The following is a 25,120-nucleotide window of genomic DNA, read 5'->3' as shown; positions in this document are numbered from 1 at the left end:
AAGTTGATTTTTAGGGTGGATTGATTGATAAAACTCAATTAATCATCGTCCCTCGTCTTGCAGCTTAACGCTTGCGGCTTACAACTGGAGCAACGCGACCATGACCATCAAACAGATCCGCGCCTTCCTCGCCGTGGCCCAGAGCCTGAGCTTCGCCGTGGCCTGCGAGCGCCTGCACCTGTCGCAGTCGGCGCTGAGCCTGACCATCAAGGCGCTGGAAGAGGGGCTGGGCGGACGCCTGTTCAGCCGCAACACCCGCAACGTGGCGCTGACCCCGGAGGGCGAATCCCTGCTGCCGCTGGCCCGGCGCCTGATCGCCGACTGGGACAACGCCGAGGACGAAATGCGCCAGCGCTTCAGCCTGCAGCGGGGGCGGGTGACGCTGGCGGCGATGCCGTCGTTCGCCGGCAACCTGCTGCCGCCGATCCTGAAGAATTTCCGTGCGCGTTACCCGAACGTCAACGTCACGGTCAACGATGTGATCAACGAACAGGTGCTGGAGATGGTGCGCGACCGCCAGGTGGAACTGGGGGTGGCGTTCGAGCCGATGCAGAGCACGTCGTTGAGCTTCACGCCGCTGTACACCGACCGCTTCGTGGCGGTGGTGCCGCAGGATTCGCCTTGGGCCGGGCGCCAGGAGATCGACTGGCTGACCTTGCTCGAGCAACCGTTCATCACGTTGCAGCGACCGTCCACGGTGCGGGTGATGCTCGAGGAGCACTTGCAGGCCCGGGGCATGAAACTGCCGGTGGAGTTCGAAAGCCATCAACTGGCGACGGTCGGAAGGATGGTCGCCAGCGGCCTGGGCGTGAGCGCCGTGCCGGCCCTGTGTGCGGTGCAGATGCAGGAACTGGGCGCGTGCTGCCTGACCTTGCGCGAACCGGTGGTGGAGCGGGCCATCGGTGTGCTGACCGAGCCGGGCAACGAACTGTCGGCGGCGGCGCAGGCGCTGTTCGACATCCTGCGCCAGGAAAACCTCGGCCAGCGCCTGGGGCCTGCGATGCCTTGACGGACGCCATCGCCAGTAAACTGGCTCCCACAACGGCCGTCATGGGGTCAGGCGTTGCACCAGGCGCGGCAACAACACTTCGCACGAACCTTCGATCTTCAGGTCCAGCCAATCATCCGCCCGGGTCTTGCCCAGGTTGATCGCGATCAGCGGCTTGCCCCGGTCGGCGATCGCCCGGCACAGGCGAAAGGCCGAAAACGCCATCAGGGACGAGCCGATCACCAGCATCCCGGCTGCCCGTTCCACTGCCGCCATGGCCTGCGCCGCCGTGGGCTGGGCGACGTTCTCGCCGAAGAACACCACGTCCGGCTTCATCCGTTCGCCGTCGCAATGGGGGCAGCGGGGCATCTGGAAACGCGCCTCGAAGGCCGGATCGAGCAGGGTGTCGCCATCCGGCGCCTGCACCGCATCGACGCCGGCCAGGTAAGGGTTCCGCGTTTCCATCCATTGCTGGATCGAGTCCCGTTCGCTGCGCCGGCCGCAGTCCAGGCAGAGCACCCGGTGCAGGCTGCCGTGCAGTTCGATCACGTCGCGGCTGCCGGCGCGGTCGTGCAGGGTATCGACGTTCTGGGTGATCACCCCGTTGATCAGGCCGTGCTCCTGCAAGCTGGCCAGCGCCTGGTGGGCCGCGTTCGGCCGGGCCTGGCGCACCCGGGGCCAGCCGAGCATGGCCCGGGACCAGTAGCGGCGGCGGGATTCGGGGGCGGCGAGGAACTCCTGGTACATCATCGGCTGGCGGCCACGGCGCACGCCGTCGCTGTCGCGGTAGTCGGGGATGCCGGACGGGGTGCTGATGCCGGCGCCGGTGAGCACCACGAAGTCACCGCCGGCCATGGCTTCCAGCAAGTGGGTGAAGGCGTCGGGGTTGGAACTTTCGGGACAGGAACGGTCGGTCATGACCGAGGCTCCGCAGGCAGAAGGTGCATGCAGATTAGCACCTGCCGTGGAGAGGGAGCGTGCTCCCTCTCCACGGCCGCGCTACTTGCGCGCCTCCAGTATCAGGTTGAACGGCGTCTGCGTGGCCCGCCGGAACTGCTTGAACCCCGCCTCGCTGAACACCTTGCGCAAACGCAGCTCGCCGGCCTGCGCGCCGAGCCCGAGGCCGACTTCCTGGGACAGCGAGTTCGGGGTGCAGATGAACGTCGACGCGGCATAGAACAATCGGCCGACCGGGTTGATGTTGTCGTCCAGCGTATCGTTGGCGAACGGCTCGACCAGCAAGACCGTGCCGTCGTCCTTCAGCGAGTCATACGCGTGGCGCGCCGCGCCGACCGGGTCGCCCATGTCGTGCAGGCAGTCGAAGTAGCAGATCAGGTCGTAGCCGTCGCCGGGAAAGTTTTTCGCCGTGCCCTGGAAGAACCGCGCCCGGCTGCTGACTCCGCCTTCTTCGGCGCGTTGGGTGGCGACGGTCACCGAGGGCGCGTGGTAGTCGAAACCGATGAAGCTCGAATTGGGGTAGGCCTGGGCCATGATCACCGTGGAGGCGCCATGGCCGCAGCCGACGTCGGCGACCTTGGCGCCTTCCTCAAGCTTGGCCACCACGCCGTCCAGCGCCGGCAGCCACTCGGCGATCAGGTGCCCCTTGTAGCCTGGGCGGAAGAACCGCTCGGTGCCGGTGAACATGCACGGATGGTGGTCGCCCCAGGGCAGGGCGCCGTTGCCGCGCATGGCTTTGACCAGTTTGTCCTTGTCGTGGAAAAACGACGCGACCACCCCGAGGCCGCCGGCGACGTACACCGGCGAATCTTCGATGGCCAGGGCCAGGGCCTGTTCTTCGGGGAGTCGGAATTTTCCGTCCAGGTGTTCCATGTAGCCGGAGGCGGCATGGGCGCTGAGCCATTCGCGCACCAGGCGGGTGTTGCAGGCGGTCTTTTCGGCGAGGGTTTCCGGGCTGATCGGCTGGCTGTCGGCCATCGCCCGGTACAGGCCGAGCTCTTCGCCGACGATGACATTGGCCAGCATCGCCGCGCCGCCCATGTCGTTGACCAGTTTGCCCATGAACTCGTTGAGTCTGGCCTCGTCCATCACAGGTGCTCCTGTTGCAGGATCACGCTCCGGCGGCTGTGCGGGCGTCGAGGCGATCGCCACCGGGCGGTGGTCATGGAATCGGGCGCAAGCGGCGCCCTGCGGCCCCCTCGACTGGGTAATGTTTGAGTCTAGTCCCGTGATGGCAAAACACTCACCCCGAACCGAGGGCGGACGTCGGATTTTTGCCCCGGGGCCACCGCCGGCGTGTATCCCAGTGTGTATGGCCCCGCTTGCGATACAAAACCGCCGACCTTCGCCCGGCCGGCCACACAGCCGCGACACAGCCAGGGTGCCTACTGGGCCGGTCAACCGCCATCCCCGGCGGCGCCTCAACCGAGACTTTGCCCATGCAGACTCAACACCCCACCGTACCGCCCCGTGTCGGGCTCGGCCTGCGCCGTGGCCTGATCAAAGACCTGCGGGCCGCCCGCACCGGCGATTTCGACTTCCTTGAGGTCGCGCCGGAAAACTGGATCGGCGTCGGCGGCGCCCATGGCGCGGCGTTGCGCGAACTGGCTGAACGCTACCCGCTGTCGTGCCACGGCCTGTCGCTGTCCCTGGGCGGCCCGGCGCCGCTGGACACCGGTTTCCTGCACGAGGTGCGCGCGTTCCTCGACCGCTACGAAGTGCCGCTGTACAGCGAACACCTGAGCTACTGCAGCGACGACGGCCACCTCTACGACCTGCTGCCGTTGCCGTTCACCGAAGAGGCGGTGCACCACGTCGCCGCGCGGATCCGCCAGGCCCAGGACATCCTCGGCCGGCGGCTGGCGGTGGAAAACGTTTCCTATTACGCCGCCCCCCGGCAGGACATGGACGAAGCGACCTTCACCAACGCCGTGCTGCGCGAGGCCGACTGCGACCTGCTGCTGGACGTCAACAACGTCTACGTCAACTCGGTCAACCACGGGTTCGACCCGTTGACCCTGCTCAATGCCATCGAGCCGGGCAGGGTGGTCGGCATGCACGTGGCCGGGCATTTCGATGAGTCCGACACGCTGAAGATCGACACCCACGGCGCCCCGGTGAAACCGGTGGTGTGGTCGTTGCTGTCCAGGGCCTACGCCCGTTTCGGCGTGCAGCCGACGCTGCTCGAACGGGACTTCAACTTCCCGGCGTTCTCCGACCTGGTGGCTGAACTGCGGACCATCCGCCGCCTGCAAGCTGAAGGAGGTCAGCATGGACAGCCTTGAGCGGCAACAACTGGCCTTGACCCGTTATCTGCGAGATCCGGACAACCAGTCGCCTCCGCCCGGCATGAAGGCGGCGCGGGTCGAGGTGTACCGCGACCTGGTGTTCAACAATGTTTCGCAGTTGCTGGGCGGCACCTTTCCGGTGCTGATCCGGATCATCGGCCAGGACGCCTGGCGCACATTGATCCGCGGCTTTCTGCGGGACCACCGTGCGCAGACACCGAAGTTCGGTGAAATCGCCGAAACCTTTGTCGGCTACCTCGCCGACCGGGCGGACGTGCCGGGCGAAGGCCCGTGGCCAGGGTTCCTGGTGGAACTGGCCCATTACGAATGGGTGGAGATGGTGTTGCAGCAGTCCGATGCGCAGCCCTTGCCGCCGGGCGACGTCGAGTCGCTGCTGTCCCGCCCGTTGCAGGTGTCGCCGTTGGCCTGGCCGCTGGCCTACGCCTGGCCGGTGCAGAAACTTGGCCCGGATTATCAGCCGATTGCGCCGCCCGCCGAACCCACCCTGTTGCTGGTCAGGCGCACGGCGGATTTCAGCGTGAGGTTTTCCGAGTTGAGCCCGTTGGCCTGGCGTCTGCTGCAACGGATCGGCGAGTGGCCGCAGATGACCGGGGTCGAGCACCTCGAGGCGCTGGCGAGCGAAGCCGGGTTGCCCGCCACAGCGGTGTTCCTGGACAGTGGGCTGGCGTTGCTGCGCCAGTTGCATGACGACGGTGTGGTGGGGTGACACGCCGGCCTGCCCGCTACGTCGGCCAAAAAGCCCGCTCAACGCGGGCTCATTTTTGCCTCACGCCTGGAGGGGGAGCCTGAGTTCGGCGCACAGTCCGCCGCCTTCGCGGTTGCTCAGGTTCAGCGAGCCGCCCAAAGCCATCGCCAGTTGCTGGGCGATGGCCAGGCCCAGGCCGGTGCCGCCGGTGCTGCGGTTGCGCGAGTTCTCCACGCGGTAGAACGGCTCCATCACCTGGGCCAGTTCCTCTTCGGCGATGCCGGGGCCGCGGTCCATGACTTTCACCGAAAGATTGCCGTCCTGTCGCTCGACCCACAGTTCGGCGGCGCCGGCGAACTTCAAGGCGTTGTCGGTGAGGTTGACCAGCACCCGGCGCAAGGCATGGGGACGGGTGTCGATCACCGCATCAGTCTTGCCGCCCAGTTGCACGTCCTTGCCCATGTCCTGGTAGTCGAACACCAGGCTGTCGAGGAACGAGTCCAGGTGGGTGCGCCGGCTCTCTTCGGTGGAACCGTGGATGCTGCGGGCGTAGGCCACGCCCTCGCGCACCAGGTGCTCCATCTCGCCGAGGTCGTTCCAGAGTTTGTCTTTCTCGGCGGAGTCGTCCATGAACTCGGCCCGCAGTTTCATCCGCGTGATCGGGGTCTGCAGGTCGTGGGAAATCGCCGCGAGCAGTTGCATGCGCTCCTTCAGGTAGGCGGCGATGCGCGCCTGCATCGCGTTGAACGCCCGGGCCGCGTAGGCCACTTCGTTGGGGCCCTTTTCGTCCAGGTTGATCGGGTGGGCGTTGGGGTCGAGGGTCTCCACCGCATTGGCCAGGCGGGTGAGGGGACGGATCGCGATGCGCACCGCCAGCCAGGTGCAGACCAGCATCAGGGCCAGTTGGCCGATCAGCACCACCGGCAGCCAGGGCGAGAGCGGCGCCATCGACGGCCACACGTCGATGGTCACCGGGCTGCCGTCGCCCAGGTGCAGGTGGCCCTGAAAGTGTTTCCTGGGGCCGGGGATGTCGGTGAACGTCAGCGGGTAGGCGTCGCCGATGGCGTCGGTGATGGACGTGACCGCCACCGGCACGTCGCCGGCGCCGATCGGAGTGCCGGGTTCGCCCTCGCTCAACAGGTAGCCGTAGTTGGGCCGGGCCAGGCGCTTGAGCCAGGCCGGACGCTCCTCGGCCGGCAGGCGGTCGAGGATCGCGATGGAGGTCGAGACGTCGGTCTCCAGGTTGCCGAGCATGGTGTGCTTGGCGCTTTCGTAGCGCTCGTAGTACTGCGCGCCGAACGACAGCGCCTGGGCGAGGATCAGCCCGATCAGGAAAATCAGCGACAACCGGGAGGCGAGGGTGCGCGGCCAGCGCAGGGCAAGGTTCATGCAGGGGCTCCGAGGACTTCGACCGGCAAGGAGAACACATAGCCTTCGCTGCGCACGGTCTTGATGTAGGCCGGTTCGCGGGCGTCGTCCAGCAGGCGCTGGCGCAGGCGGCTGACCAGCAGGTCGATGGAACGGTCGAACAGATCGGCCTCGCGGCCCTGGGTCAGGTTGAGCAACTGGTCGCGGCTGAGCACCCGCTGCGGATGGTCGAGGAACACCCGCAACAGACGGTACTCTGCGCCGCTCAGGGCGACCAGGGTGCCGTCCTTGTCCAGCAGGTGGCGGGCGGAGGTGTCCAGCTGCCAGCGGCCGAACGCCAGCAGGCGGCCGGTCTCGGTGACCACCAGGTTCGGCGGCAGCATGCGCGTGCGGCGCAGCACGGCGTTGATCCGCGCCAGCAGTTCGCGGGCGGCGAAGGGTTTGGTCAGGTAGTCGTCGGCGCCCATCTCCAGGCCCAGGATGCGGTCGGTCTCGTCGTTGCGCGCGGTGAGCATCAGGATCGGCGTGGCCTTGTGCTTGCCCGCGCGCAGCTCGCGGCACAGCAGCAGGCCGTCGTCGCCGGGCATCATGATGTCGAGCACGATCAGGTCCACGGTGTTGGCTTCCAGGAAGCTGCGCATCTGCCGGCCGTCGGCGACCACGGTGGTGCGCAGGCCGTTCTTCTTCAGGTAATTGCCGACCAGCTCGCGGATCTCGCGGTCGTCGTCGACGATGAGGATGTGATCGACATGATCCATGGGGCCAAACCTCAATCAAAGGGGGATGACGCGCAGTCTATCGAGCCCCGAAGGGCCCGCCTGCCTGGGTTTGTATTGCAGTGTATCTGGCGCGCAGACGGATACAGGCTGACGCAAAAAGCGGATTTTTCCAGGGTTTTGTATCGCTGTGTATCCCCGGCCTGCGCAGATACACAGCCATGGATACGCGGCCGTTTGCCGACACAAGCGCGATACCTCGCCAGCGTTCAATGAGCTCCATCGAGGCACGGCACAGACGCCGGGCCCGGACAACGAATCATCCATTGACGCCCGAGGAAAACGCCATGAACGCCAAGACCAAGACCATCGCTGCCGCTTGCCTGTTCGCCGCCCTGAACATCTGCACCCTGTCGGCCCGCGCCGAGACTGATGTCGCTGCGCAAACCTACACCTACGGCACGCATCTGGACATCCGGAAAGTGATCTCCATGAAAGAAAGCAACCCAGGGACCTGCGGCATCGTCGACGCCCGCATGACCTACCTCGACTCGGCCGGGCAGACCCGTGTACTCGATTACAGCAAATTCGGCGACGGCTGCCACAACGAAAACTGAGTGCCCACTTTCATTTAAGGATCCACGCCATGAACAACGTATCGCGCTTTCTGACCGCTTTCGCCTTTGCCTTCGCCGGCGTCGCCGCCCACGCCAACGCCGCCGTCGAGCAGCACAACTGCGGCAACGGCACCTGCTTCCAACTGACGCCGCTGGCCAAGCAAGGCCTCGCTTCCGACGGCTCCAGCCGCACGCCGCAAGGCCAGATGGTGGCCGCTGACGGCTCAAGCCGCACGCCGCAGGGCCAGATGGTGGCCGCTGACGGCTCAAGCCGCACGCCGCAGGGCCAGATGGTGGCCGAGAACGGCGCCAGCCGCACACCCCAGAGCCAATGGCTGGACAGCCAGAACGCCTGACCGCCAACCCCTGTGGCGAGGGCCCGAGTTCCCTCGCCACCGCCCGACATCAAGGTGACTCCCATGCTCCTCATCGCTTTTCTGGGCGGCCTGCTGACCGTCCTCAGCCCCTGCATCCTGCCGGTGGTGCCGTTCCTGTTCGCCGGCGCCCACCGCAGCCGTTCCTCGATTCTGCTGACCCTCGGCGGCATGGCCCTGACCTTTGCGCTGGTCTCCAGCCTGGCGGTGGTCAGCAGTGAGTGGGTGATCCAGGCCAGCAACACCGGCCGCCACATCGCGCTGTTCGTGATGGTGCTGTTCGCCCTGTCGCTGATCTCGGCACGGGTCGGCGACTGGCTGTCGCGTCCCTTCGTCCTGCTCGGCAACCGCCTCGATCCGGACGCCCGGAAAAAGGCCGGGCCCATGGGCTCGATCATGCTCGGCGTCGCCACCGGCCTGTTGTGGGCACCCTGCGCCGGGCCGATCCTGGGCGTGATCCTCACCGGTGCCATGCTGCAAGGCGCCAACGCCCAGACCAGCCTGTTGCTGCTGGCCTACGGCGCGGGCAGTGCGCTGTCGCTGGGCACCTTGATCTTCGCCGGACGCGGGCTGGTCAACCGGCTCAAACCGTCGATCCCGTTCACCGGTTGGTTGCGTCGCGGTGCCGGCGTGGCGGTGCTGGCCACCGCCGCCGTGATCGCCACCGGCGCCGACAAGCCCCTGCTGGCCAGCACGTCGTCCGAAGGTGTGGCGTCGGTCGAGAAGGGCGTGCTGGAGAACGTGCCGAAGGTGGTCGACTACTTCATCAGCAAGGTGCGCGCGGACTCGGCCATGGAGGATGAAGGCAAGGGCACGACGCCGTCCCTGTCCGGCGCCGTGCAGTGGCTGAACTCGCCGCCGCTGACGGCCGAATCCCTGCGCGGCAAAGTGGTGCTGGTGGACTTCTGGACCTACGACTGCATCAACTGCCAGCACACCCTGCCGTACGTCAAGGCGTGGGAAGAGAAGTACGGCAAGGACGGCCTGGTGGTGATCGGCGTGCACACGCCGGAATACGGCTACGAGCGGATCATCGACAACGTCAAGGATCAGGTGAAGAAGCTCGGCATCACCTACCCGGTGGCCATCGACAACGACTACGCGATCTGGCGCCATTTCGACAACCAGTACTGGCCGGCGCATTACCTGATCGATGCCAAGGGGCAGGTGCGCTTTACCCACTTCGGCGAAGGCCGCTACGAGGCCCAGGAGCAGCTGATCCGGCAGTTGCTGGAAGAGGCGAAAGCGCCGGCCGCATGACCGCGCAAGCCGACGGCCCGCAGGCGAAAGCCCCGGGCCGTTTTCCGTTGGCGCGGTTGTGTTTCGGCGCCTTTACAAAACCCCGCCGCTCATCGGCAAAGCCCCGGTTTTGCGGGCTCTCCGGACGATTGGCAAGGACGCCGGCCGCCCCCGGCGCGATAGTGATCGGGTTGCGCCACTGCCGGCGCAAGCACCGATGAGAAGCAAGCGAGGTTGCCATGCCGAAGTTTGTGATTGAACGCGAGATTCCAGGGGCCGGAAAGCTCTCGCCGCAAGAACTCAAATCCGTTTCGCAGACGTCCTGCCAGGTGTTGCGTGAGTTGGGGCCGCAGGTGCAGTGGCTGCACAGCTACGTCACCGGCGACAAGATCTACTGCGTGTACATCGCCCCCGATGAAGCGCTGGTTCGCGAGCACGCCAGGCTGGGCGGATTCCCCGCCAACAGCGTGTCGCAGGTGACGAGCATCATCGACCCGACCACGGCCGAATGAGCCGGGCCACCGTCAGCGGAGCTGCGCATCATGAGTACCCCCATTGATCTCTCTGCCCTGAAGGAACGCCAGAAAGTCGCCTGGGCCAGCGGCGACTACGCCGTGATCGGCACCACCTTGCAGATCGTCGGCGAAAATCTCGCCGAGGCCTGCGACCTGCGCTGCGACGAAGAAGTGCTGGACGTCGCCGCCGGCAACGGCAACGCGACGCTGGCGGCGGCACGGCGCGGCGCGCTGGTGACGTCCACCGACTACGTCGCGGCGCTGCTCGAACGCGGCCAGGACCGGGCCCGCGCCGAACACCTGGACGTGACCTTTCAGGTGGCGGACGCCGAAGCGCTGCCGTTCGCCGACAGCAGTTTCGACGCGGTGCTGTCGACCTTCGGCGTGATGTTCGCACCGGACCAGGACAAGGCGGCCAGCGAACTGGGGCGGGTCTGCCGACGGGGCGGGCGGATCGGCCTGGCCAACTGGACCCCGGAAGGGTTCGTCGGCCAGATGTTCAAGACCCTGGGCCGGCACCTGCCGCCGCCGGCCGGCGCCCAGCCGCCTTCGAACTGGGGGACGGAAGCCTGGTTGCACGCCCGTTTCGACGATCGCCATTTTGCGGTTCAGGTGACGCGGCGCCACTTCAACTTCCGCTACCGCTCGGCGGCGCACTTCATCGACATTTTCCGCCACTGGTACGGACCGGTGCACAAAGCCTTCGCCGCGCTGCCGCCGGAAAGCGGGCTGGCGCTGGAAAGCGATCTGGCCCAATTGCTCAACAGCCTGAACCGGGGCGGGGAAAAGTCGCTGGTGGTGCCGAGCGAATACCTGGAGGTGGTCATCGCCAAACGCTGAGGCCTGTTCCTGCAAGTGAGGTGCTGCGACGAGTGCCGGTAGAGCGGTTGCCTGCATCGAGGCGGCCATCGCTATCGCTGGCAAGCCAGCTCCCACAGGGACTGCGGTTGTCCGCCGTTGATGCGAACGCCCCGGATGCTGTGGGAGCTGGCTTGCCAGCGATAGCGGCGGGGCAGGCAACGAAGGACTCGCGGCAACGCTCAGCTGACCTGCGCCCCCCGCGCCACCAGCAATTCGCGCAGCACCGAACGGTGGCAGTGGGACTCCTCTTCGCAATAGCAGCCAAGGGCGAACGAAGTCTGGTGCGACAGCGCCGCCAGCAGATCCAGCATCTGGCTCGCCGCCGGCTGTTTCATCTCGGCCTTGAACTTGCGCACGAACGCGGCCCAGGCCTTGGCGTCCTCGGCGTGCAGCGCTTCGGCCACCAGGTCGGCGCTGGGCGACAGCAGCGGCTGCCACACATCATAGAAATCACGGCGGGCGAACTCGGCCTTGGGCACCCCGCGCGGCGGGCGGCGCACGGTGCCCAGGCGCAGGCCTTCTTCGGGTGCGCGGGGCGAGCCCAGGCGCACGATGCGGATCGGCATGAGAAACCTCTATTTCAGGTGAGCGCCGTCGAACCACTCCAGCGCCGTGCGCCAGACGCAGATCCCGAGGAAGTACGCCGACATCAGCAGCCACAGCCCCATCACGAACGGGTTGATCACCGGATGGTTGAGCACCAGCGACAGGCTGCACAGCAGCCAGATGGCCGTCACCGCGATGTTGATCGGCATGAACCGGCGCACGCGGAACGGGTGCAGGAACTTCATTCGGGTCACGGTCAGCAGCGCCAGGCCGACCACCGTCAGCAGGGTGAGCCACGGCCCTGGCGCAATGATGTACAGGCACAGCGCGACTACGTTCCACGCGGCGGGGAAGCCGACGAAGTAGTTGTCCTTGCTCTTCATGTTGACGTTGCAGAAGCAGAACAGCGACGACACCAGGATCAGCGACACCGTCAGCAACAGGGTGTAGTCGGGCAGGGGAATGTAGCGGTAGATGAACAGCGCGGGGATGAACACGTACGTCAGGTAGTCGATCACCAGGTCGAGGATCGAGCCGTCGAAGCTCGGCAGCACCGACTGCACGTTGACCTTGCGCGCCAGCGCCCCGTCCAGGCCGTCGACGATCAGCGCAACGCCCAGCCACATCAGGCAATGGGTCGGCTGGTTCTCCAGCAGCGCGAGGGTGGCCAGGAAAGCGGTGACCACGCCGGTCGCGGTGAATCCGTGGGCGCCCCAGGCCTTGAGCCTGGCGATGTGGACGGTCGATATCACGGGGCGTTCTCCAGAAAGTGAAGCGGGCCGGGTCGGGTTGCAGGTATCGACCGGTGGGGCCGGGATAAGGTTCACCCTCAATGAATGTTAGCTGGCTGCGCAAAAATGACGCTGGAGAAATCGCCCCCCGGCCCGGCGCTTCAGCCAAACGGTGCTGGCGCTGCGGCAGCGCAGGACTATCGTTGCCAGACGCATACGCGCCTACGGAGGACACCGTCATGAACACCAGCGATTTGCTTGAACAACTGCTGCGGGGCCAGGCCTCTGCGGGACAACAACGCGGCGCTTCGGCCGGCGACGGCCTGGGCGGACTCGGCGGCCTGCTCGGTGGCTTGCTGGGCGGCGGCAACAGCGGAGGCGGAGCGCCCGCCGGCGGGTTGGGCGGTCTGGGCGGGTTGCTTGGCGGGCTGCTGGGGGGCGGGGCGTTGGGCGGTGGCGCTCAGGGCCGCTCCGGCGGCACCAACTACGCGGCGCTGGCCTCGCTCGGGATGATGGCGTTCCAGGCGTACCAGGCCTGGCAACGCAGCCAGGCCAGCGCCGCCCCGCAACAGACGCCGCAGACCGCGGACATGCTCTCCGGCCCGCAGGTCGAGGAACACAGCCACGCGGTGCTGCGTGCGCTGATCGCCGCGGCCAAGGCCGACGGGCGCATCGACGAGTCGGAAAAACATATGATCAGCAGCGAAATCGGCCGCCACACCGATGATCCGCAACTGCAGGCATGGCTCGACGCCGAAGTGGCCAAACCGCTGGATCCTGCGGAGGTGGCGCAGTCGGCCCAGGGCGATCCGGCGATGGCCGCCGAGATGTACCTGGCCAGTGTGATGTTGGTGGACGATCAGCAGGAGGCCGAACGCAATTATCTGGACGAGCTGGCGGCGGCCCTGGGGATCGATCCCGATCTGCAGGTGCACCTGGAGCAGCAGGCCAAGGGCGGCGGTGCCTGACCGGAGCCGTCAGGCGTCGCGCAGCAGGTCGTGGGCGTTGAGCAGCGCGAAGGCGACTTCGGGATGGCGCTCCAGCCCGCGGCGGATGGCGGCCGGAATCGACTGGCGGGTCTTGCGGCACAGGCCGGGCAGCTCATCGATGTCGATGGCGATGCCGCGCATCGTGCGCACTTCGCTGGCGCCCGGCGAGATGCTCACGCGGATGCCCAACTGCTCGAACATCCGGCCTTGCAGGCGTTCGAGGTCGGCCAGGCTCTGCAGGTTCTCCAGGCGCTCGAGCAGGCGCTTTTCCTCCTGACGGGTCAGCATCAGGATGCGCACATCCGCGCCGGGATTCTCCAGCAGCGGATCGCGCCCGCAATTGCAGGCGCCGGGAGGGCAGGGGGAACGGATCGGTGCGCAAATCGTCATGGCCTCCATCATAGAGGCCGTCCGACGGTTTTGCCCATGCTCGCCCGCCTGCCGTCCATCGGCAGGGCGAAAGGGTGGCTGATCCGGTCGGCCACCGCTGCCGGGAGCGAGGGCCTACTGCGACAGGCCTTCGTAATGGGCCAGGATGGCGTTGGCCAGTTCTTCGTCGCTGGCTGTAAGGCCTGGGTTGTCCTGGCGCACCTGCTGCAGCACCGATTCCAGGTACACGCCCCGGATGGCGCCGCCGCTGGCGACGAAGGCCGACAGGTCGTCACGGGCCGGAATCACCATTTTGTGATCCTTGAAGGTCGAGTAGAGCGATGCGGAGATCCCTGCCGAAGTGGCGACGTCGCCCGCGTCCACGCGGGCCAGGGCCGAGCCGAAGGGCAGGCAGAGGATGAGGGACGAAACGAGCACTAAGTGGCGCATGGCGGTGTACCTCCAACAGCAAGCGGCTAAATGGGCTTACCACATAATGTGAGAGGTGCGCGGCGGCGCGGGAGTTCCGTGCCGGAGGGCGGACGGCGGGGCGCCGGCACACGCGCAGACGTTCCGGTGCGGCAGGCCGGCGGAAATAGGCTTAACTCAAACACTGACGGCTCAATTGGCGGCGTGACCAGGGAGGAAACCACGGTGTCGATCAAACTGCGCTTGATGCTGCTGATAGCGACCAGCCTGGTGACGGCGCTGATCGTCAGTCTGGTGAGCTATGTGGGGAACGGGCGGATGTCCGCCGCCTTCGACGACAGCGCGGTGAGCATGTCCGCGCTGCGCAACCACCTGGAAGCCGACATGATGCACGACGCCCTGCGCGCCGACGTGTTCTCGGCGATGCTGACCGGGCTTGGCAAAAGCACCAGCACGGCGGACGAGGTGCGCCAGTCGGTGAACGAACACGCGGCGCATTTTCGCGAGGTGCTGGGCGAGAACCTCAAGCTGCCGGTCAACCCGACTATCCGCGCCGCGCTCGAGCAGATCAAGCCGAGCCTGGACACCTACATCGGCGCGGGCGAACGGATCGTCGGCCTGGCGCTGGACGACCCCGAGGCGGCGCAGCAGGAACTGGGCACGTTCAACACGGCGTTCAGCCAACTGGAGGAGCGCATGGCCGCCCTCAGCGAACTGATCGAGAGCAACACCCGCCAGACCGGCGAAGGCACCGGCGCAGCGATCCGCGGCGCCAACATCGCCCTCGGCGCCGTGCTGCTGGCCAGCCTTCTGCTGCTGTTGGCCGAGGGCCGCTGGGTGTACCTGGGCATCACCGGGCCCTTGAGGGCCGCCAGCCGCATCGCCGAGAGCATCGCCCACGGCAACCTCAGCGAACCGATCGCCGAGCCCGCCGGCCGGGACGAAGCCAGCAGCCTGATCCGCACCCTGGGCACCATGCAGCGCGACCTGCGCGACATGATCGACGTGGTGCGGCGCAACGCCCACGGCGTCAGCGGCATGAGCGAGCAGCTCAGCCACGGCTGCCACCAGGTCGCCGACAGCAGCCAGCAGCAGAGCGCCGCCGCCGGCACCATGGCCGCCGCCGCAGGCCAGATGACCGCCAGCATCGAAGAGATCACCCGCCACGCCGAGCGGGCCCTGAACATGGCGAGCCAGGCCGAGACCCTGGCCAAGAACGGCGGGCAGGTGATCCACCAGGTGGTCAGCGACATGGAGGACATCGCCCATTCGGCCAAGCGCTCGGCCCAGGTCATCCGGACGCTGGACCAGGAGTCGGAAGGGATCTTCAACATCATCCAGGTGATCAAGAGCATCGCCGACCAGACCAATTTGCTGGCGCTCAATGCCGCCATCGAAGCCGCCCGGGCGGGCGAACAGGGGCGCGGTTTCGCAGTGGTCGCCGACGAGGTGCGCAGCCTCGCGGCCCGCACGAGCGCCTCGACCCAGGAAATCGCCGCCATGGTCGAACGCATCCAGAACAGCACCCGCGAGGCGGTCAGCAGCATGGAGGCCGGCGTGGCCCAGGTCGACAAGGGCATGGCGGTCACGGCCGATGTCGAGCGCGCCATCCGCGAGATCCTCGAGGCCACCCTCAACACCACGCAACTGGTCAACGACATCACCCGCACCATCGGCGAGCAGAGCCAGGCCAGCAACGAAATCGCCCATCAGGTGGAGATGATCGCCGGAATGTCCGAGGGCAACAGCAAGGTGATCGGCGAGACGGCGGGCACCACCGATGAACTGTCGAGCCTGGCGGGGCGTTTGGCGCAGTCGGTGGACCGGTTCCGGCTGTGACGGGCTTCCGTTGTTAACACGGAGTAACACATTGCCGAATCACCGGTGAACCCTGTGGGAGCGAGCCTGCTCGCGATGGGACACCCGGAAATGGGGTGGAAATGGCTGAAAGGCTTCAGTCAGAGCCCGGCCCACCGTCATGTTCCGCCCCGCGCGGCCGATAACGGGGCAGGCGCAAAGAGACCGCCAAGTCGGGAACAGACGCGCGGGTTGGCCCTGACGTGATATTCTTCGCGCCAACTTGGTTTGACCTCATTCGGTTCGGCCCGCCATTCGCGGGCCGGCGGAATCACTGTCGCTCAAGTAGCTGAAGCCAATAATGATAAGAAGTCAGTTCAGAAGGGACATATAACTGAGGCCGATGTCGCATGTCGGCCTTGTGTGCCCACCCGTCAATTTTGAAGTGTGCCGCAACCCGCGCCGCTGGCCTGAGCGTCGCGAACAAGGGGCCGCACACGCACAACAGCGGCGGGCGGAAGGCGTTTTATCATAGGTGCAACAGATGTTTAAGAAAGTGAACACGGCCTTGCTGGGGCTGGCTTTGTCGATGGGGCTGTCGTCCGCCTACGCGGAAGAAGCGAAGAAAGTGGACGTGCTGCTGATCGGCGGCGGCATCATGAGCACCACCCTGGGTGTGTGGCTCAACGAGCTGGAGCCGGGCTGGTCGATGGAGATGGTCGAGCGCCTGGACGGCGTCGCCCTGGAAAGCTCCAACGGCTGGAACAACGCCGGTACTGGCCACTCCGCGCTGGCCGAGCTGAACTACACCCCGGAAGACGAGAACGGCAAGGTGTCGATCCCGAAAGCCGTCGAGATCAACGAAGCGTTCCAGGTGTCCCGTCAGTTCTGGGCCTGGCAGGTTCGCCAGGGCGTGCTGAAGAACCCGCGCTCGTTCATCAACACCACGCCGCACATGAGCTTCGTGTGGGGTGACGACAACATCAAGTTCCTGAAGAAACGCTACGAAGCCCTGCAGGCGAGCCCGCTGTTCGCCGGCATGCAGTACTCCGAAGATCCGGAAGTGATCAAGAAGTGGGTTCCGCTGATGATGGAAGGGCGTGACCCGAACCAGAAGATCGCGGCCACCTGGAGCCCGCTGGGCACCGACATGAACTTCGGCGAGATCACCCGCCAGTTCGCCGGCTACCTGCAGACCAAGCCGAACTTCGACCTGAAGCTGTCGAGCGAAGTGCAGGACATCACCAAGAACGCCGACGGCAGCTGGCGCGTCAGCTACAAGAACCTGAAGGACGGCACCAAGACCGAGACCGACGCCAAGTTCGTGTTCATCGGCGCCGGCGGCGGTGCCCTGCACCTGCTGCAGAAGTCCGGCATCGAAGAAGCCAAGGAATACGCCGGCTTCCCGGTGGGCGGTTCGTTCCTGGTGACCGAGAACCCGGCCATCGCCGAGCAGCACCTGGCCAAGGCCTACGGCAAGGCGTCCGTCGGCGCGCCGCCGATGTCCGTTCCTCACCTGGACACCCGCGTACTGGACGGCAAGCGCGTCATCCTGTTCGGGCCGTTCGCGACCTTCAGCACCAAGTTCCTCAAGGAAGGTTCGTACCTGGACCTGCTGACCAGCACCACCACCCACAACATCTGGCCTATGACCAAGGTCGGCATCAAGGAATACCCGCTGGTCGAGTACCTCGCCGGCCAACTGATGCTGTCGGATGAAGACCGCCTGAACGCGCTGAAGGAATACTTCCCGAACGCCAAGGCCGAAGACTGGCGCCTGTGGCAGGCCGGCCAGCGCGTGCAGATCATCAAGCGCGACGAGCAGGCCGGTGGCGTGCTGAAGCTGGGCACCGAGATCGTCGCTTCGCAGGACGGCACCATCGCCGGTCTGCTGGGCGCATCGCCAGGCGCTTCGACCGCTGCACCGATCATGCTGAGCGTGCTGCAGAAGGTCTTCAAGGACAAGGTCGCCACCCCCGAGTGGCAAGCCAAGCTGCACCAGATCGTTCCAAGCTACGGCACCCAGCTGAACAGCGATCCGGCCAAAGTGGCCGAAGAGTGGGCCTACACCGCCAAGGTCCTGGAACTGCCGACCCCGCCGGTCATCGGCCAGGCTGCCCCGGCGGCGGACGCTGCGGCCGACAAGGCCAAGGCGCCGAAGGAAAACGCTGCACGTGACATGGCGCTGTAACCAGCCGCCAGATTGAGAAAGCCCACTGAACCGGTGACGGTCAGTGGGCTTTTTTGTGCCTGGCGTCTTGCCTGTGGCGAAGGGGGCGACGAATCAGGCCCTGGCCGCCGCCAGGTAAGCCCCGAGCCGGCGCCCCATTTCCTCTCCCAGCGCCTGCAGCGCGCTCATGGGCCGCACCATCACCTCGAACTCGATGATCTTCCCCTGTTCATCGAAACGGATCATGTCGATGCCCTTGAGCTCCTTGTTCCCCACTTTGGCGCTGAACTCCAGCACCACGTTCAGACCGTCCGGCGTGGCCAGTTCCCGGTGGTAGGCGAAGTCCTCGAACACCGTGCTCACGGTGTTGAGGATCATGGCGACCACGGGGCCGCCCGGGTAGGGCGTGTGGGCCATCGGCGAGCGGAACACCGCCTTGGGGTCGAGCAGCTCGGGCAGTGCGGAGAGGTCGCCGGTGCGGATCATCGTGTGCCAGCGGTCCAGGGATCGGGCGGCGTTGGGGTGCAGGTTGAGGTCGGCCATGGTTCACTCCTGTCTGTTGTTGTTCTTCGAAAGGCGAACATGACTCTAGATCAACGGGCGGGAATGGACACCTTTCTATGCCGCGCTGAATGTCCGGGCATCGCGCAAACGGATCAGATGCCCATCTGATCCGCTTTTTCTGTCGCAATCTGCCTCTGTAACCCAAACAGACACACGCTCAAAATAGCCCGGCAGTTCGGTCATCCGCGGCGGCCTTCATCCCGAAGCGCCCGGTGCACCGCAAACCTGGCATTGAGGAGAGCAACATGGCGAAGATGGCGATTTTCCTGGGTGGGTTTCTGACGCTGACCATTCTGATCGGTGTGCTGGCGACCATCTCTCCGGTTTGAGGCCGAAGGAAGGGGCGTCACGGCGACAGCTTCATGAGCACTTCACCGCGTGCGCCTGAGAAGGTCGGAAGGCTGTCCAGTTCCAGATAGGTCTCGTGGGGGCCGTAGATCAAGTACCGGTGCGGGCTCTCCAATCCCGTGTTCTCGTAGATCACCTGTGGCCCGTGCCGGGTCAGACCGATCCAACCGGGGCGGTTCCGTTCGGTGGAGCTGATGCGGCGGACCTTCGCAGCGGACTGGTCGTAATGGAACAGGACGCTTTGCAGGTAGTTCGAACTGAACTCTCCGGTCACCAGCAGCACGTTCACGCCTTTCTTGAGGGCAATGCACCTCCAGTGCACGTTGCTGCCCCGTGAGCTGTCCAGGTCTTCGTACAGGAACGCGCTCTTGCGACTCTGCTGAATCCTGTAGACGTAGTCGTCGAGAATCGGCTGGCCCCGAAGCAGCGAAACGGAATGAAGGGCACCGGCCAATTGGCACTCGGTCAGTCGGCTAAAGGCCGGTTCGGCGCAGAGGGTGTCAAGGCTGGCTGCGCACAGGCCCAACACCAGCAGAATGTGTTTCATCGAAGGGCATCTGTGGAGTGTTTGTGTTTTCTGTTTTGTCGGATGCGCTGCCGTTGCAGGCAGTGAGAAAAAACAGCCAGCCCAGCAGCTACACCTTCCACGAGTTTCGACCGTCTATTGTCCATTCGCTGCTGAATCTGCTGGCTTGAACCAGGTTCCCATGGTGTGAGTATCGAAAACTCACCAGGAGCCGTACGGGACACCCTTTTTTTCGACGTAGGCTTTGGACACATCGGAGAGTGAGTCATATTTGCCGCCGGATTGCCCTTCATATGGGCCTCGTGGGTCAACTTCGGCCTTTACTCTCGTGACCTCAATGGGCGACAGACAAGGGCCTAGCACCCAAACCTTTGCTATGCCGCCAGGCGCAAGGCCAACGACCAATGCTTCTCGATAACCTGTAATCCATTTTCCGTCGGCAGCGCAGAAGGTCTTTTCGCCTTTGCGCATGATTTCCCTTGTCGACTCAGGTATGTCAATTGCCATTTGATAGGTTTGCGGCTCGACCAAGGACTGCCAGCGAACATAGATTTTTTTGGGAAGATCTGCTCTCGTCACATACTTCCCCTTCCCCCAACCAGGCGACTCAGGCCATCCCTTTGGATTTCCAGAATTATTAGGGGGTCTTTGTATGGCTGCATTACCACTCATCGCTCGTCGATAAACCTGCCCCTGAATGTCTACAACATCAGCGGTCTCAATCCATACCTCCATGTAATTTGGAGCTAAAAAGCCCAAGCGCCAAGCTTCAAATGGAGGAGTGGCATTTGCTGAATTTATATTGCTGAGGGTGAGCGCAATTGCGATGGCTGCAAGAGTTTTATTCATGTGCGGTATCGAAGCGCAAATATGATTTACCAAGACCCGTAAGGAACGCCGAACTTATCGATGTAGGCCTTTGAAGCGTCAGAGAGCGAGTCATATTCACCGCCGGATTTTCCTTCATAAGGGCCTCTAGGATCAATTTCGGCCTTCACTCGTGTTACTTCGATAGGTGGCAAGCAGGGGCCGAGCACCCATACCTTAGCAATGCCACCAGGTGCCAACCCTACAACCAACGCTTCTCGATAGTCTGTTATCAATTTTCCGTCAAAGGCGCAGAAAACCTTTTCTTTGCGGCGCATGATTTCCCTGGTGGACTCCGGGATATCGATAGCCACCTGGTACGTTTGTGGCTCCACTAATGATTGCCAACGGACATAGATTCTTTTCGGTAGGTCAGCCCCTGTCACGTATTTTCCTTTCCCCCATCCTGGCCTCTTTGGCCAGCCTTTCGGATTCCCAGAGTTGTTTGGCGGAGTTTGTATCGCAGAGGTTCCGCTCATGGCTCTGCGATAGACCTGCCCTTGGATATCTACGACATCTGCCGTTTCGATCCAGACTTCCATGTAGTTAGGCGCTGAGAAACCCAATCGCCAAGCGTCGTAAGGTAACGAACTATCGTTTGCCAGCGCAGAACTGCTAAGCAGAACAGCGACAATGAAATGAAAAATTTTATTCATTTGGATGCACCGTTCGTAGGTTGTTGTCGGTTGGTCGGTTAATGAAAACAACTTCCAAGTCGCTGTTGTTCATGCCTTTTGCCGCGTTCCAATTGTCAGAGAGGTGAACATACCGTTGAAAAAGCAGTTGTTCTTCCTGTGGGGTGAGGCCAATCATTTTACTTTTGCCAAGGGCATAAGCTGTCAGTTTTTCAGAAATAGGAATCAGCTCTGCTGGGAGCTTGAGGCGTGGCTCTGCATCAGGGATCTGACGGAAAGGAACGTCGTTTTCTGTCGCAAGCTCTCGCATGATTCTTAAGTAAACCAAGGAAAGGTCGCTTCGCACCTCACGCTGACTGCTTACAGCAGCATAGACATGTTTCTTAGGAGTGCGATCGTCTCGATCACGGCTGGTGAAAGGCACCTCCCATGTTCTCAATTCAAGTGGCAGATTGTAATGAGCCATTTGATCTTGAAGCCGTCGTAAATCTTGTTGCGCTAGCTTGTAGCTGTTAGCTGCGGATGTAGGTGTTGTCAAATCCACATCACTTTTGCGTGGTTTGCTGACAAGTACACGTTCTATGGCTTTAGGTAGATACCCACCACCCAGGTCAGAGTGAACACCAGGGAGAACGATGTCAGATGCCCCTGCGCTGTTGAGGGAGAAGTTGTAGCGACGCTCATCTCTTGCTACAAGATGTACAACTTTTTTTGCAGCATCAGGGGGCAGGAATATGTTGATTCCTGGGTTTCTGGCGTTGTGCCCGGTGAAGTCTCCGAGTAGTGGGTTTGCAATTGCTGCTACGGTATCGAAAATCCCAATGAAATTGATTGAAGTCCCAGACTTAGATGCCCAAGAAAAGGAGTCCGATAAGCCGGGAGTACCAGTTGGCAAGGCCTTGGCTAGAATGCTTTTTTCACCTTTGAGAACCTCATTTGCAAAGTCGCGTGCAGCTGCCGCCCCGCGGCTGAAGCCAAAGATGTCAAACTCGATCCGTTTGATTCTTTTTTCCGGATTGTTTGTTCCGAAAGAACGTAGAGCTTTAATGAGGAGCGCAGGGCTTTCCTCAACCCGCGTCCTGACCCCTTGCGCCCCAAGCCCCGTCCCCTGTGAGTAGATAGAATCTTCACCCGTACTGCTCGTACCGATCCCGTCTACGTAGATCGACACGCTCGCCATTTCCGCATCCGCCGGAATCTCTTCGTCGGATTGGTTGATGTAGAGGTCGTACAATCGGGCCACGTTACTGACGTCGTTGCCATAACTGTTGTCCGGCGAACTGCCCTTACCGTCGTAGCCGTAAGAGGCGCAGTACTTGCGGATTTCTTCCGCCATCTCTTGCAGGTTCACGTCTGGCGCAAAGCAGCCATAAACGCGTTCGCTGTTGCTGCGGTTGTTGCCCGTCCCATCGAAGAACATGCCCACCCGCAGCGTGATGTCTTCGATTTCGACTTCTTCTTCCTCTTCTTCGAGCTCTTCTTCCGACGGTAGCGTGCTCGGCGCATCCGGCTCGGCACTGAACTTGCCGACCGGGGGCGCGCTGAGCAGATTGCCTTTCGCGTCTTTTGCCGCGATGCCGGGAATCAAGGGCGCCAACACCGCAATCCCGCTCCCCACCCCCGGCGCGCCGCCGGTATTGGCCTTCACCTCGGCCCCGCTGATGGTCACGCCCCCCCGCATCCACCTTCACGAAGCTGCCGCCGGCCTTGGCCGTCAGTTCCATGCCGCCCTCGACCACGACCTTCTCGCCGGCGTGGTAGTGGATCTCGGTGCCGGCCTCGACGAACTGCCCGGTGCCGACCTTCACGTGTTGGGTCACTGCGACGGTGAGGTGGTCGTCGGCGCGCATCTCGCTCTTGCGGTCCAGGTGGGTGATGCGGTGTTCCTCGACCTTGAACTCGCTGTAGGCGTTGGCCTCGACGGTGTCGTGGCGTTCGTTGCCGATGCGGATCCGTTGGTCGTGCTCGATGTTCTCGTCCCAGTCGCGCTGGGCGTGCAGGTAGATCTGCTCGGCGCCCTTACGGTCCTCGATGCGCAGTTCGTTGTAGCCCTTGCCGCCGGGGGAGCTCAAGGTCTTGAAGGTGCTGCGGGTCTTGTTCGCCGGCAGGTCGTAGGGGACGACGTTTTCCTTGTGGTACAGGCAGCCGGTGACCAGCGGCTGGTCGGGGTCGCCCTCAAGGAAGGTGACCAGCACCTCCATGCCCACGCGGGGGATGGCGATGCCGCCGTAGGCCGCGCCGGCCCAGCCGCTGGCCACGCGCAGCCAGCAGGTGGTCTTGTCGTCGGCCTGGCCGTCGCGGTCCCAGTGGAACTGCGCCTTGATCCGCCCGTACGGGTCGCAGTGGATCTCCTCGCCGGCGGGACCGGTGACGACGGCGGTCTGGCTGCCGAGCACGCGAGGCTTGGGGTGCTCGAGGGCCGGGCGGTAGTGGGCGTCCCACGGGGTGGCGAGGAAGGTGTTGCGGTAGCCCTGGTGGAAGTCGTCCTTGGCGTCGGTGACGTCGCTGGTGACGTTCTCGCCGAGGACCTGCGGCTGCTTGCCCTCGTGGATCACCTCCAGCAGCAGCCAGAGGTCGTTCCACTCGGCGCGCGGGTGCTCGGCCAGGGTGAGGAAGTGGCCGCAGGCCAGGGTCGGCTCGTCGCCCTTGCCCTCGGCCAGGGCGTAGTCGCTGCGGTGGCGTTCGAGGGCGCGGGTGGCCAGCTGCTTGCCGCGCTCGCGGGCGGTGAAGCGGCCGGGGTAGTCGTAGTCCTCGAGGTCCGGCATGAAGGCCGACTTGGCGGCGGCCTCGGGCAGGATTTTGGGTTTCTCGAAGTCGTAGTCGCGGCGGGCGACGCGGCGGGTGCGGGTCTCCAGGCGCAGGTTGAAGCGCTTGATGACCGGCTTGTCCGCGGCCATGCCGGAGTCCTGCTGGTAGCTGACCGGCTTGAGCTTGCGGAACACGGTCTGGTCGTCGCCGAACACCAGCTTGTGGCCGCCGGCGCTGTGCTGGAAATGGAAGTGGATGCCTTCCTCCTCGCACAGGCGCTGGATGAAGTGCAGGTCGGACTCGTCGTACTGCACGCAGTAGTCGCGCTCGGGGTACTCGGCGCCGAGCTGGAAGCTGTAGGCGTCGGCGAGGATGCCGCGGTCCTCCAGGACCCGGGCGATGATCTTGGGCACGGTGAGGTGCTGGAAGATCTGCTGGTCGTGGTTGTGGCGCAGGTAGGCCAGCTGGGGCACCAGGCTCAGGCTGTAGCGGGTGAGGGTGCGGCCGGAGTCGCCTTGCTCGATGCGGTACACGAGGCCATGGATCGTGCCCTCGCCGGTGGCGCCGAAGGTGAGGACGCCGGGCTTGTGCAGCAGCTCCTCGAGCGCCAGGTCGGGACGGGCGCTGACCAGTTCGAGGTCGAAGCAAAAAGGTTGGTTGAGGGCTTCGCGGCCGGTGAAGCTGAGCACCTGGAAGTCCGCGTTGGCGCCTTCGAGGGTGAGGGTGATGTGCGTAGCGTTGGCGTCCAGCATGCCCGAATCCGTCCCTTGGAATAGCAGCATTGAAGTGCAGGAAGGCCCGGATGCTATCAAAAACCGATGGAACGGGCTTGCGTCATTGAACGCCTTTCTCCGCCTTCGCCAGGGGCGGTCAAGGCGCGCCGAACAGCATCGTCCAGTACACCCCTTGATCGCTGCGTACATCGCTGGCGAAGCCGGCGCCGACCTGGGTGAACATCGGGTTCATCAGGTTGGCGCAGTGGCCGGGGCTGGCGAGCCAGCCGGCCATGGCCTTGCCCGGCGAGCCTTGGCCGGCGGCGATGTTTTCGCCGATCTGCCGTCCGCGGTAGCCGGCGGCGCGGGCGCGGTCGGAGGGCATGTCGCCATCGGGGTCGCGGTGGGCGAAGTAGTTGCCATAGGCCATGGCTTTGCTGTGCCCTTGGGCGGCGGCGCCGAGGGCCGGGTTCCAGCTCAAGGGGCGGGCGGCGGCGAACCGTTGGCGCCCGCACATCCGCGGGCGGGCGCGGGCCGCGTTGACCTCGGCCAGCAGGGCCTTGCCGACGCTGCGGTTGTCGCCCACCCGGCTGTCGAGCACCGGCCGCGCCAGCACCACTTGCCATTCGTTGCGGGCGCGGCTGATGCCGATGTCGGCGTATTGGGCGTCCAGCAGGGCGCCGCAGTAGTCGTCCTGCAACTGGTCGAACGCCTCTTCGGCGTCTTCGGCCCCGACGATCCGGATGCTGCGCACGGACACCGCCGCGTACCCCTTATCCTTCAGGCGTTCCCGCAGCCCGCCGCCGTAGCCGTAGCCGATGGGCAGCGCCAGGTTCTGCTTGAGCGACAACGGCGCCAGGCGTTGTGCCGGACGTCGGTCGCATCGCTGGGGGTGGGCGCGCAAGTCGTTGATGGCGGTTGCCAATTGCCGTTCCGCACCGGCATGGGCGGGGACGGCGAGCAGCGGCGAGAGGAACAGCAGGCACAGCGGAACGAAGCGGGACGAACGAACGGCGTGGCGCATGGGACGGGCGGCTCTGAAGGGGGACGGCGCTTGAT

Annotated in this window: 25 protein-coding genes and 2 pseudogenes; 12 read left to right on the top strand and 15 right to left on the bottom strand. The window is 64.4% G+C overall.

The features are described 5' to 3' along the window. The first annotated feature begins 100 nt into the window (after nt 1-100). Nucleotides 101-1,009 carry a LysR family transcriptional regulator gene (locus KVG96_RS13825; RefSeq protein WP_217892649.1) on the top strand — a complete coding sequence of 303 codons (909 nt, stop codon included), beginning with the start codon at nt 101-103 and terminating at the stop codon, nt 1,007-1,009. Between the two features lie 39 nt (nt 1,010-1,048). Here KVG96_RS13825 and KVG96_RS13820 read toward each other — a convergent pair whose 3' ends face one another. Further along, nucleotides 1,049-1,906 carry an NAD-dependent protein deacetylase gene (locus tag KVG96_RS13820; RefSeq protein ID WP_217892648.1) on the bottom strand — a complete coding sequence of 286 codons (858 nt, stop codon included), beginning with the start codon at nt 1,904-1,906 and terminating at the stop codon, nt 1,049-1,051. An 81-nt stretch (nt 1,907-1,987) separates the two neighbouring features. Continuing rightward, the gene (locus KVG96_RS13815; RefSeq protein ID WP_217892647.1) at nt 1,988-3,034 is read right to left on the bottom strand and encodes a class I SAM-dependent methyltransferase; all 1,047 of its coding nucleotides are present in this window, start codon (nt 3,032-3,034) and stop codon (nt 1,988-1,990) included. A 350-nt stretch (nt 3,035-3,384) separates the two neighbouring features. Between KVG96_RS13815 and KVG96_RS13810 the strand changes: the two genes are divergently transcribed. Continuing rightward, nucleotides 3,385-4,230, top strand: a complete 846-nt coding sequence (locus KVG96_RS13810) for an HvfB family MNIO-type RiPP peptide maturase (protein ID WP_217892646.1) — start codon at nt 3,385-3,387, stop codon at nt 4,228-4,230. Further along, nucleotides 4,217-4,960, top strand: coding sequence for an HvfC family RiPP maturation protein (locus KVG96_RS13805; protein ID WP_217892645.1), 744 nt, complete (start codon nt 4,217-4,219; stop codon nt 4,958-4,960). Before KVG96_RS13810 ends, KVG96_RS13805 begins: the two co-directional genes overlap by 14 nt. 60 nt (nt 4,961-5,020) lie before the next feature. Here the strand turns inward: KVG96_RS13805 and KVG96_RS13800 are convergent, their stop codons facing one another. Both KVG96_RS13800 and KVG96_RS13795 read right to left on the bottom strand, forming a co-directional pair. Continuing rightward, the gene (locus KVG96_RS13800) at nt 5,021-6,328 is read right to left on the bottom strand and encodes a sensor histidine kinase (protein ID WP_217892644.1); all 1,308 of its coding nucleotides are present in this window, start codon (nt 6,326-6,328) and stop codon (nt 5,021-5,023) included. Next, entirely contained in the window at nt 6,325-7,065 is a 741-nt protein-coding gene (locus tag KVG96_RS13795) for a response regulator (protein WP_085586710.1), read from the bottom strand. The genes KVG96_RS13800 and KVG96_RS13795 overlap by 4 nt, the downstream gene beginning before the upstream one ends. A 305-nt stretch (nt 7,066-7,370) precedes the next feature. On the opposite strand from KVG96_RS13795, the gene KVG96_RS13790 reads away from it, so the two are divergent. The 5 genes from KVG96_RS13790 (at nt 7,371) to KVG96_RS13770 (ending at nt 10,608) form a co-directional block, all read left to right on the top strand. Then, nucleotides 7,371-7,640, top strand: a complete 270-nt coding sequence (locus KVG96_RS13790; RefSeq protein ID WP_217892643.1) for a DUF2790 domain-containing protein — start codon at nt 7,371-7,373, stop codon at nt 7,638-7,640. 29 nt (nt 7,641-7,669) lie between these two features. After that, complete coding sequence (locus KVG96_RS13785; RefSeq protein ID WP_217892642.1) at nt 7,670-7,996, top strand: hypothetical protein; 327 nt, start codon at nt 7,670-7,672, stop codon at nt 7,994-7,996. 63 nt (nt 7,997-8,059) lie between these two features. Beyond that, the gene (locus KVG96_RS13780; RefSeq protein ID WP_217892641.1) at nt 8,060-9,274 is read left to right on the top strand and encodes a cytochrome c biogenesis protein DipZ; all 1,215 of its coding nucleotides are present in this window, start codon (nt 8,060-8,062) and stop codon (nt 9,272-9,274) included. Nucleotides 9,275-9,492: 218 nt separating this feature from the next. After that, on the top strand, nt 9,493-9,765 hold the full coding sequence (locus tag KVG96_RS13775) for a DUF4242 domain-containing protein (protein ID WP_217892640.1): 273 nt from the start codon (nt 9,493-9,495) through the stop codon (nt 9,763-9,765). Nucleotides 9,766-9,795: 30 nt separating this feature from the next. Further along, entirely contained in the window at nt 9,796-10,608 is an 813-nt protein-coding gene (locus KVG96_RS13770; RefSeq protein ID WP_217892639.1) for a class I SAM-dependent methyltransferase, read from the top strand. A gap of 200 nt (nt 10,609-10,808) precedes the next feature. On the opposite strand, the gene KVG96_RS13765 is transcribed toward KVG96_RS13770, so the two are convergent. Next, nucleotides 10,809-11,195 carry a DUF488 domain-containing protein gene (locus tag KVG96_RS13765; protein ID WP_217892638.1) on the bottom strand — a complete coding sequence of 129 codons (387 nt, stop codon included), beginning with the start codon at nt 11,193-11,195 and terminating at the stop codon, nt 10,809-10,811. A 9-nt stretch (nt 11,196-11,204) separates the two neighbouring features. Continuing rightward, the gene (gene pcsA, locus KVG96_RS13760; protein WP_217892637.1) at nt 11,205-11,927 is read right to left on the bottom strand and encodes a phosphatidylcholine synthase; all 723 of its coding nucleotides are present in this window, start codon (nt 11,925-11,927) and stop codon (nt 11,205-11,207) included. Between the two features lie 218 nt (nt 11,928-12,145). Between pcsA and KVG96_RS13755 the strand changes: the two genes are divergently transcribed. Next, the gene (locus tag KVG96_RS13755; protein WP_217892636.1) at nt 12,146-12,874 is read left to right on the top strand and encodes a tellurite resistance TerB family protein; all 729 of its coding nucleotides are present in this window, start codon (nt 12,146-12,148) and stop codon (nt 12,872-12,874) included. Between the two features lie 9 nt (nt 12,875-12,883). Here the strand turns inward: KVG96_RS13755 and KVG96_RS13750 are convergent, their stop codons facing one another. Next, nucleotides 12,884-13,285, bottom strand: a complete 402-nt coding sequence (locus KVG96_RS13750) for a hypothetical protein (protein WP_217892635.1) — start codon at nt 13,283-13,285, stop codon at nt 12,884-12,886. A 114-nt stretch (nt 13,286-13,399) separates the two neighbouring features. Further along, a complete protein-coding gene (locus KVG96_RS13745) occupies nt 13,400-13,714 on the bottom strand; it encodes a DUF2388 domain-containing protein (protein WP_217892634.1) in 315 nt (104 codons plus the stop codon). A gap of 30 nt (nt 13,715-13,744) precedes the next feature. Between KVG96_RS13745 and KVG96_RS27795 the strand changes: the two are divergent. From KVG96_RS27795 to mqo, 3 genes and pseudogenes are all read left to right on the top strand, one after another. Further along, nucleotides 13,745-14,677, top strand: a pseudogene (locus KVG96_RS27795) (MCP four helix bundle domain-containing protein); the annotation flags it as partial. Next, nucleotides 14,669-15,532 carry a methyl-accepting chemotaxis protein gene (locus KVG96_RS27790; RefSeq protein ID WP_437180517.1) on the top strand — a complete coding sequence of 288 codons (864 nt, stop codon included), beginning with the start codon at nt 14,669-14,671 and terminating at the stop codon, nt 15,530-15,532. The pseudogene KVG96_RS27795 and the gene KVG96_RS27790, both read left to right, overlap by 9 nt. A gap of 502 nt (nt 15,533-16,034) precedes the next feature. Continuing rightward, nucleotides 16,035-17,681: a malate dehydrogenase (quinone) gene (gene mqo / locus KVG96_RS13735; RefSeq protein WP_217892632.1), complete on the top strand. Its 1,647-nt coding sequence runs from the start codon at nt 16,035-16,037 to the stop codon at nt 17,679-17,681. 93 nt (nt 17,682-17,774) lie between these two features. Here the strand turns inward: mqo and KVG96_RS13730 are convergent, their stop codons facing one another. The 7 genes and pseudogenes from KVG96_RS13730 to KVG96_RS13705 form a co-directional block, all read right to left on the bottom strand. Then, a complete protein-coding gene (locus tag KVG96_RS13730; RefSeq protein ID WP_217892631.1) occupies nt 17,775-18,203 on the bottom strand; it encodes a nuclear transport factor 2 family protein in 429 nt (142 codons plus the stop codon). A 367-nt stretch (nt 18,204-18,570) separates the two neighbouring features. Further along, nucleotides 18,571-19,119, bottom strand: a complete 549-nt coding sequence (locus KVG96_RS13725) for a hypothetical protein (RefSeq protein WP_217892630.1) — start codon at nt 19,117-19,119, stop codon at nt 18,571-18,573. Between the two features lie 180 nt (nt 19,120-19,299). Then, nucleotides 19,300-19,947, bottom strand: a complete 648-nt coding sequence (locus KVG96_RS13720) for a DUF2931 family protein (protein WP_217892629.1) — start codon at nt 19,945-19,947, stop codon at nt 19,300-19,302. Nucleotides 19,948-19,973: 26 nt separating this feature from the next. After that, nucleotides 19,974-20,621 (bottom strand): DUF2931 family protein, encoded by a 648-nt coding sequence (locus KVG96_RS13715; RefSeq protein ID WP_217892628.1) that lies wholly within the window; start codon nt 20,619-20,621, stop codon nt 19,974-19,976. Further along, nucleotides 20,614-21,951 carry a T6SS phospholipase effector Tle1-like catalytic domain-containing protein gene (locus KVG96_RS27535; RefSeq protein ID WP_367617498.1) on the bottom strand — a complete coding sequence of 446 codons (1,338 nt, stop codon included), beginning with the start codon at nt 21,949-21,951 and terminating at the stop codon, nt 20,614-20,616. The genes KVG96_RS13715 and KVG96_RS27535 overlap by 8 nt, the downstream gene beginning before the upstream one ends. A gap of 225 nt (nt 21,952-22,176) precedes the next feature. Next, a pseudogene (locus KVG96_RS27530) lies at nt 22,177-24,100 on the bottom strand (type VI secretion system Vgr family protein); the annotation flags it as partial. 118 nt (nt 24,101-24,218) lie between these two features. Further along, nucleotides 24,219-25,085 (bottom strand): CAP domain-containing protein, encoded by an 867-nt coding sequence (locus KVG96_RS13705; protein ID WP_217892627.1) that lies wholly within the window; start codon nt 25,083-25,085, stop codon nt 24,219-24,221. Nucleotides 25,086-25,120 lie beyond the last annotated feature (35 nt).

The sequence above is a fragment of the Pseudomonas ekonensis genome (assembly GCF_019145435.1).
Lineage (GTDB): Bacteria > Pseudomonadota > Gammaproteobacteria > Pseudomonadales > Pseudomonadaceae > Aquipseudomonas > Aquipseudomonas ekonensis.
This window is presented reverse-complemented; position numbering and strand designations above follow the sequence as displayed.

Bases quoted from the DNA above. Each gene is read 5' to 3' on its own strand.
- KVG96_RS13825 (WP_217892649.1), top strand. From the start codon at position 101: ATGACCATCAAACAGATCCGCGCCTTCCTCGCCGTGGCCCAGAGCCTG.
- KVG96_RS13820 (WP_217892648.1), bottom strand. From the start codon at position 1,906: ATGACCGACCGTTCCTGTCCCGAAAGTTCCAACCCCGACGCCTTCACC.
- KVG96_RS13815 (WP_217892647.1), bottom strand. From the start codon at position 3,034: ATGGACGAGGCCAGACTCAACGAGTTCATGGGCAAACTGGTCAACGAC.
- KVG96_RS13810 (WP_217892646.1), top strand. From the start codon at position 3,385: ATGCAGACTCAACACCCCACCGTACCGCCCCGTGTCGGGCTCGGCCTG.
- KVG96_RS13805 (WP_217892645.1), top strand. From the start codon at position 4,217: ATGGACAGCCTTGAGCGGCAACAACTGGCCTTGACCCGTTATCTGCGA.
- KVG96_RS13800 (WP_217892644.1), bottom strand. From the start codon at position 6,328: ATGAACCTTGCCCTGCGCTGGCCGCGCACCCTCGCCTCCCGGTTGTCG.
- KVG96_RS13795 (WP_085586710.1), bottom strand. From the start codon at position 7,065: ATGGATCATGTCGATCACATCCTCATCGTCGACGACGACCGCGAGATC.
- KVG96_RS13790 (WP_217892643.1), top strand. From the start codon at position 7,371: ATGAACGCCAAGACCAAGACCATCGCTGCCGCTTGCCTGTTCGCCGCC.
- KVG96_RS13785 (WP_217892642.1), top strand. From the start codon at position 7,670: ATGAACAACGTATCGCGCTTTCTGACCGCTTTCGCCTTTGCCTTCGCC.
- KVG96_RS13780 (WP_217892641.1), top strand. From the start codon at position 8,060: ATGCTCCTCATCGCTTTTCTGGGCGGCCTGCTGACCGTCCTCAGCCCC.
- KVG96_RS13775 (WP_217892640.1), top strand. From the start codon at position 9,493: ATGCCGAAGTTTGTGATTGAACGCGAGATTCCAGGGGCCGGAAAGCTC.
- KVG96_RS13770 (WP_217892639.1), top strand. From the start codon at position 9,796: ATGAGTACCCCCATTGATCTCTCTGCCCTGAAGGAACGCCAGAAAGTC.
- KVG96_RS13765 (WP_217892638.1), bottom strand. From the start codon at position 11,195: ATGCCGATCCGCATCGTGCGCCTGGGCTCGCCCCGCGCACCCGAAGAA.
- KVG96_RS13755 (WP_217892636.1), top strand. From the start codon at position 12,146: ATGAACACCAGCGATTTGCTTGAACAACTGCTGCGGGGCCAGGCCTCT.
- KVG96_RS13750 (WP_217892635.1), bottom strand. From the start codon at position 13,285: ATGACGATTTGCGCACCGATCCGTTCCCCCTGCCCTCCCGGCGCCTGC.
- KVG96_RS13745 (WP_217892634.1), bottom strand. From the start codon at position 13,714: ATGCGCCACTTAGTGCTCGTTTCGTCCCTCATCCTCTGCCTGCCCTTC.
- KVG96_RS27790 (WP_437180517.1), top strand. From the start codon at position 14,669: ATGCAGCGCGACCTGCGCGACATGATCGACGTGGTGCGGCGCAACGCC.
- mqo (WP_217892632.1), top strand. From the start codon at position 16,035: ATGTTTAAGAAAGTGAACACGGCCTTGCTGGGGCTGGCTTTGTCGATG.
- KVG96_RS13730 (WP_217892631.1), bottom strand. From the start codon at position 18,203: ATGGCCGACCTCAACCTGCACCCCAACGCCGCCCGATCCCTGGACCGC.
- KVG96_RS13725 (WP_217892630.1), bottom strand. From the start codon at position 19,119: ATGAAACACATTCTGCTGGTGTTGGGCCTGTGCGCAGCCAGCCTTGAC.
- KVG96_RS13720 (WP_217892629.1), bottom strand. From the start codon at position 19,947: ATGAATAAAACTCTTGCAGCCATCGCAATTGCGCTCACCCTCAGCAAT.
- KVG96_RS13715 (WP_217892628.1), bottom strand. From the start codon at position 20,621: ATGAATAAAATTTTTCATTTCATTGTCGCTGTTCTGCTTAGCAGTTCT.
- KVG96_RS13705 (WP_217892627.1), bottom strand. From the start codon at position 25,085: ATGCGCCACGCCGTTCGTTCGTCCCGCTTCGTTCCGCTGTGCCTGCTG.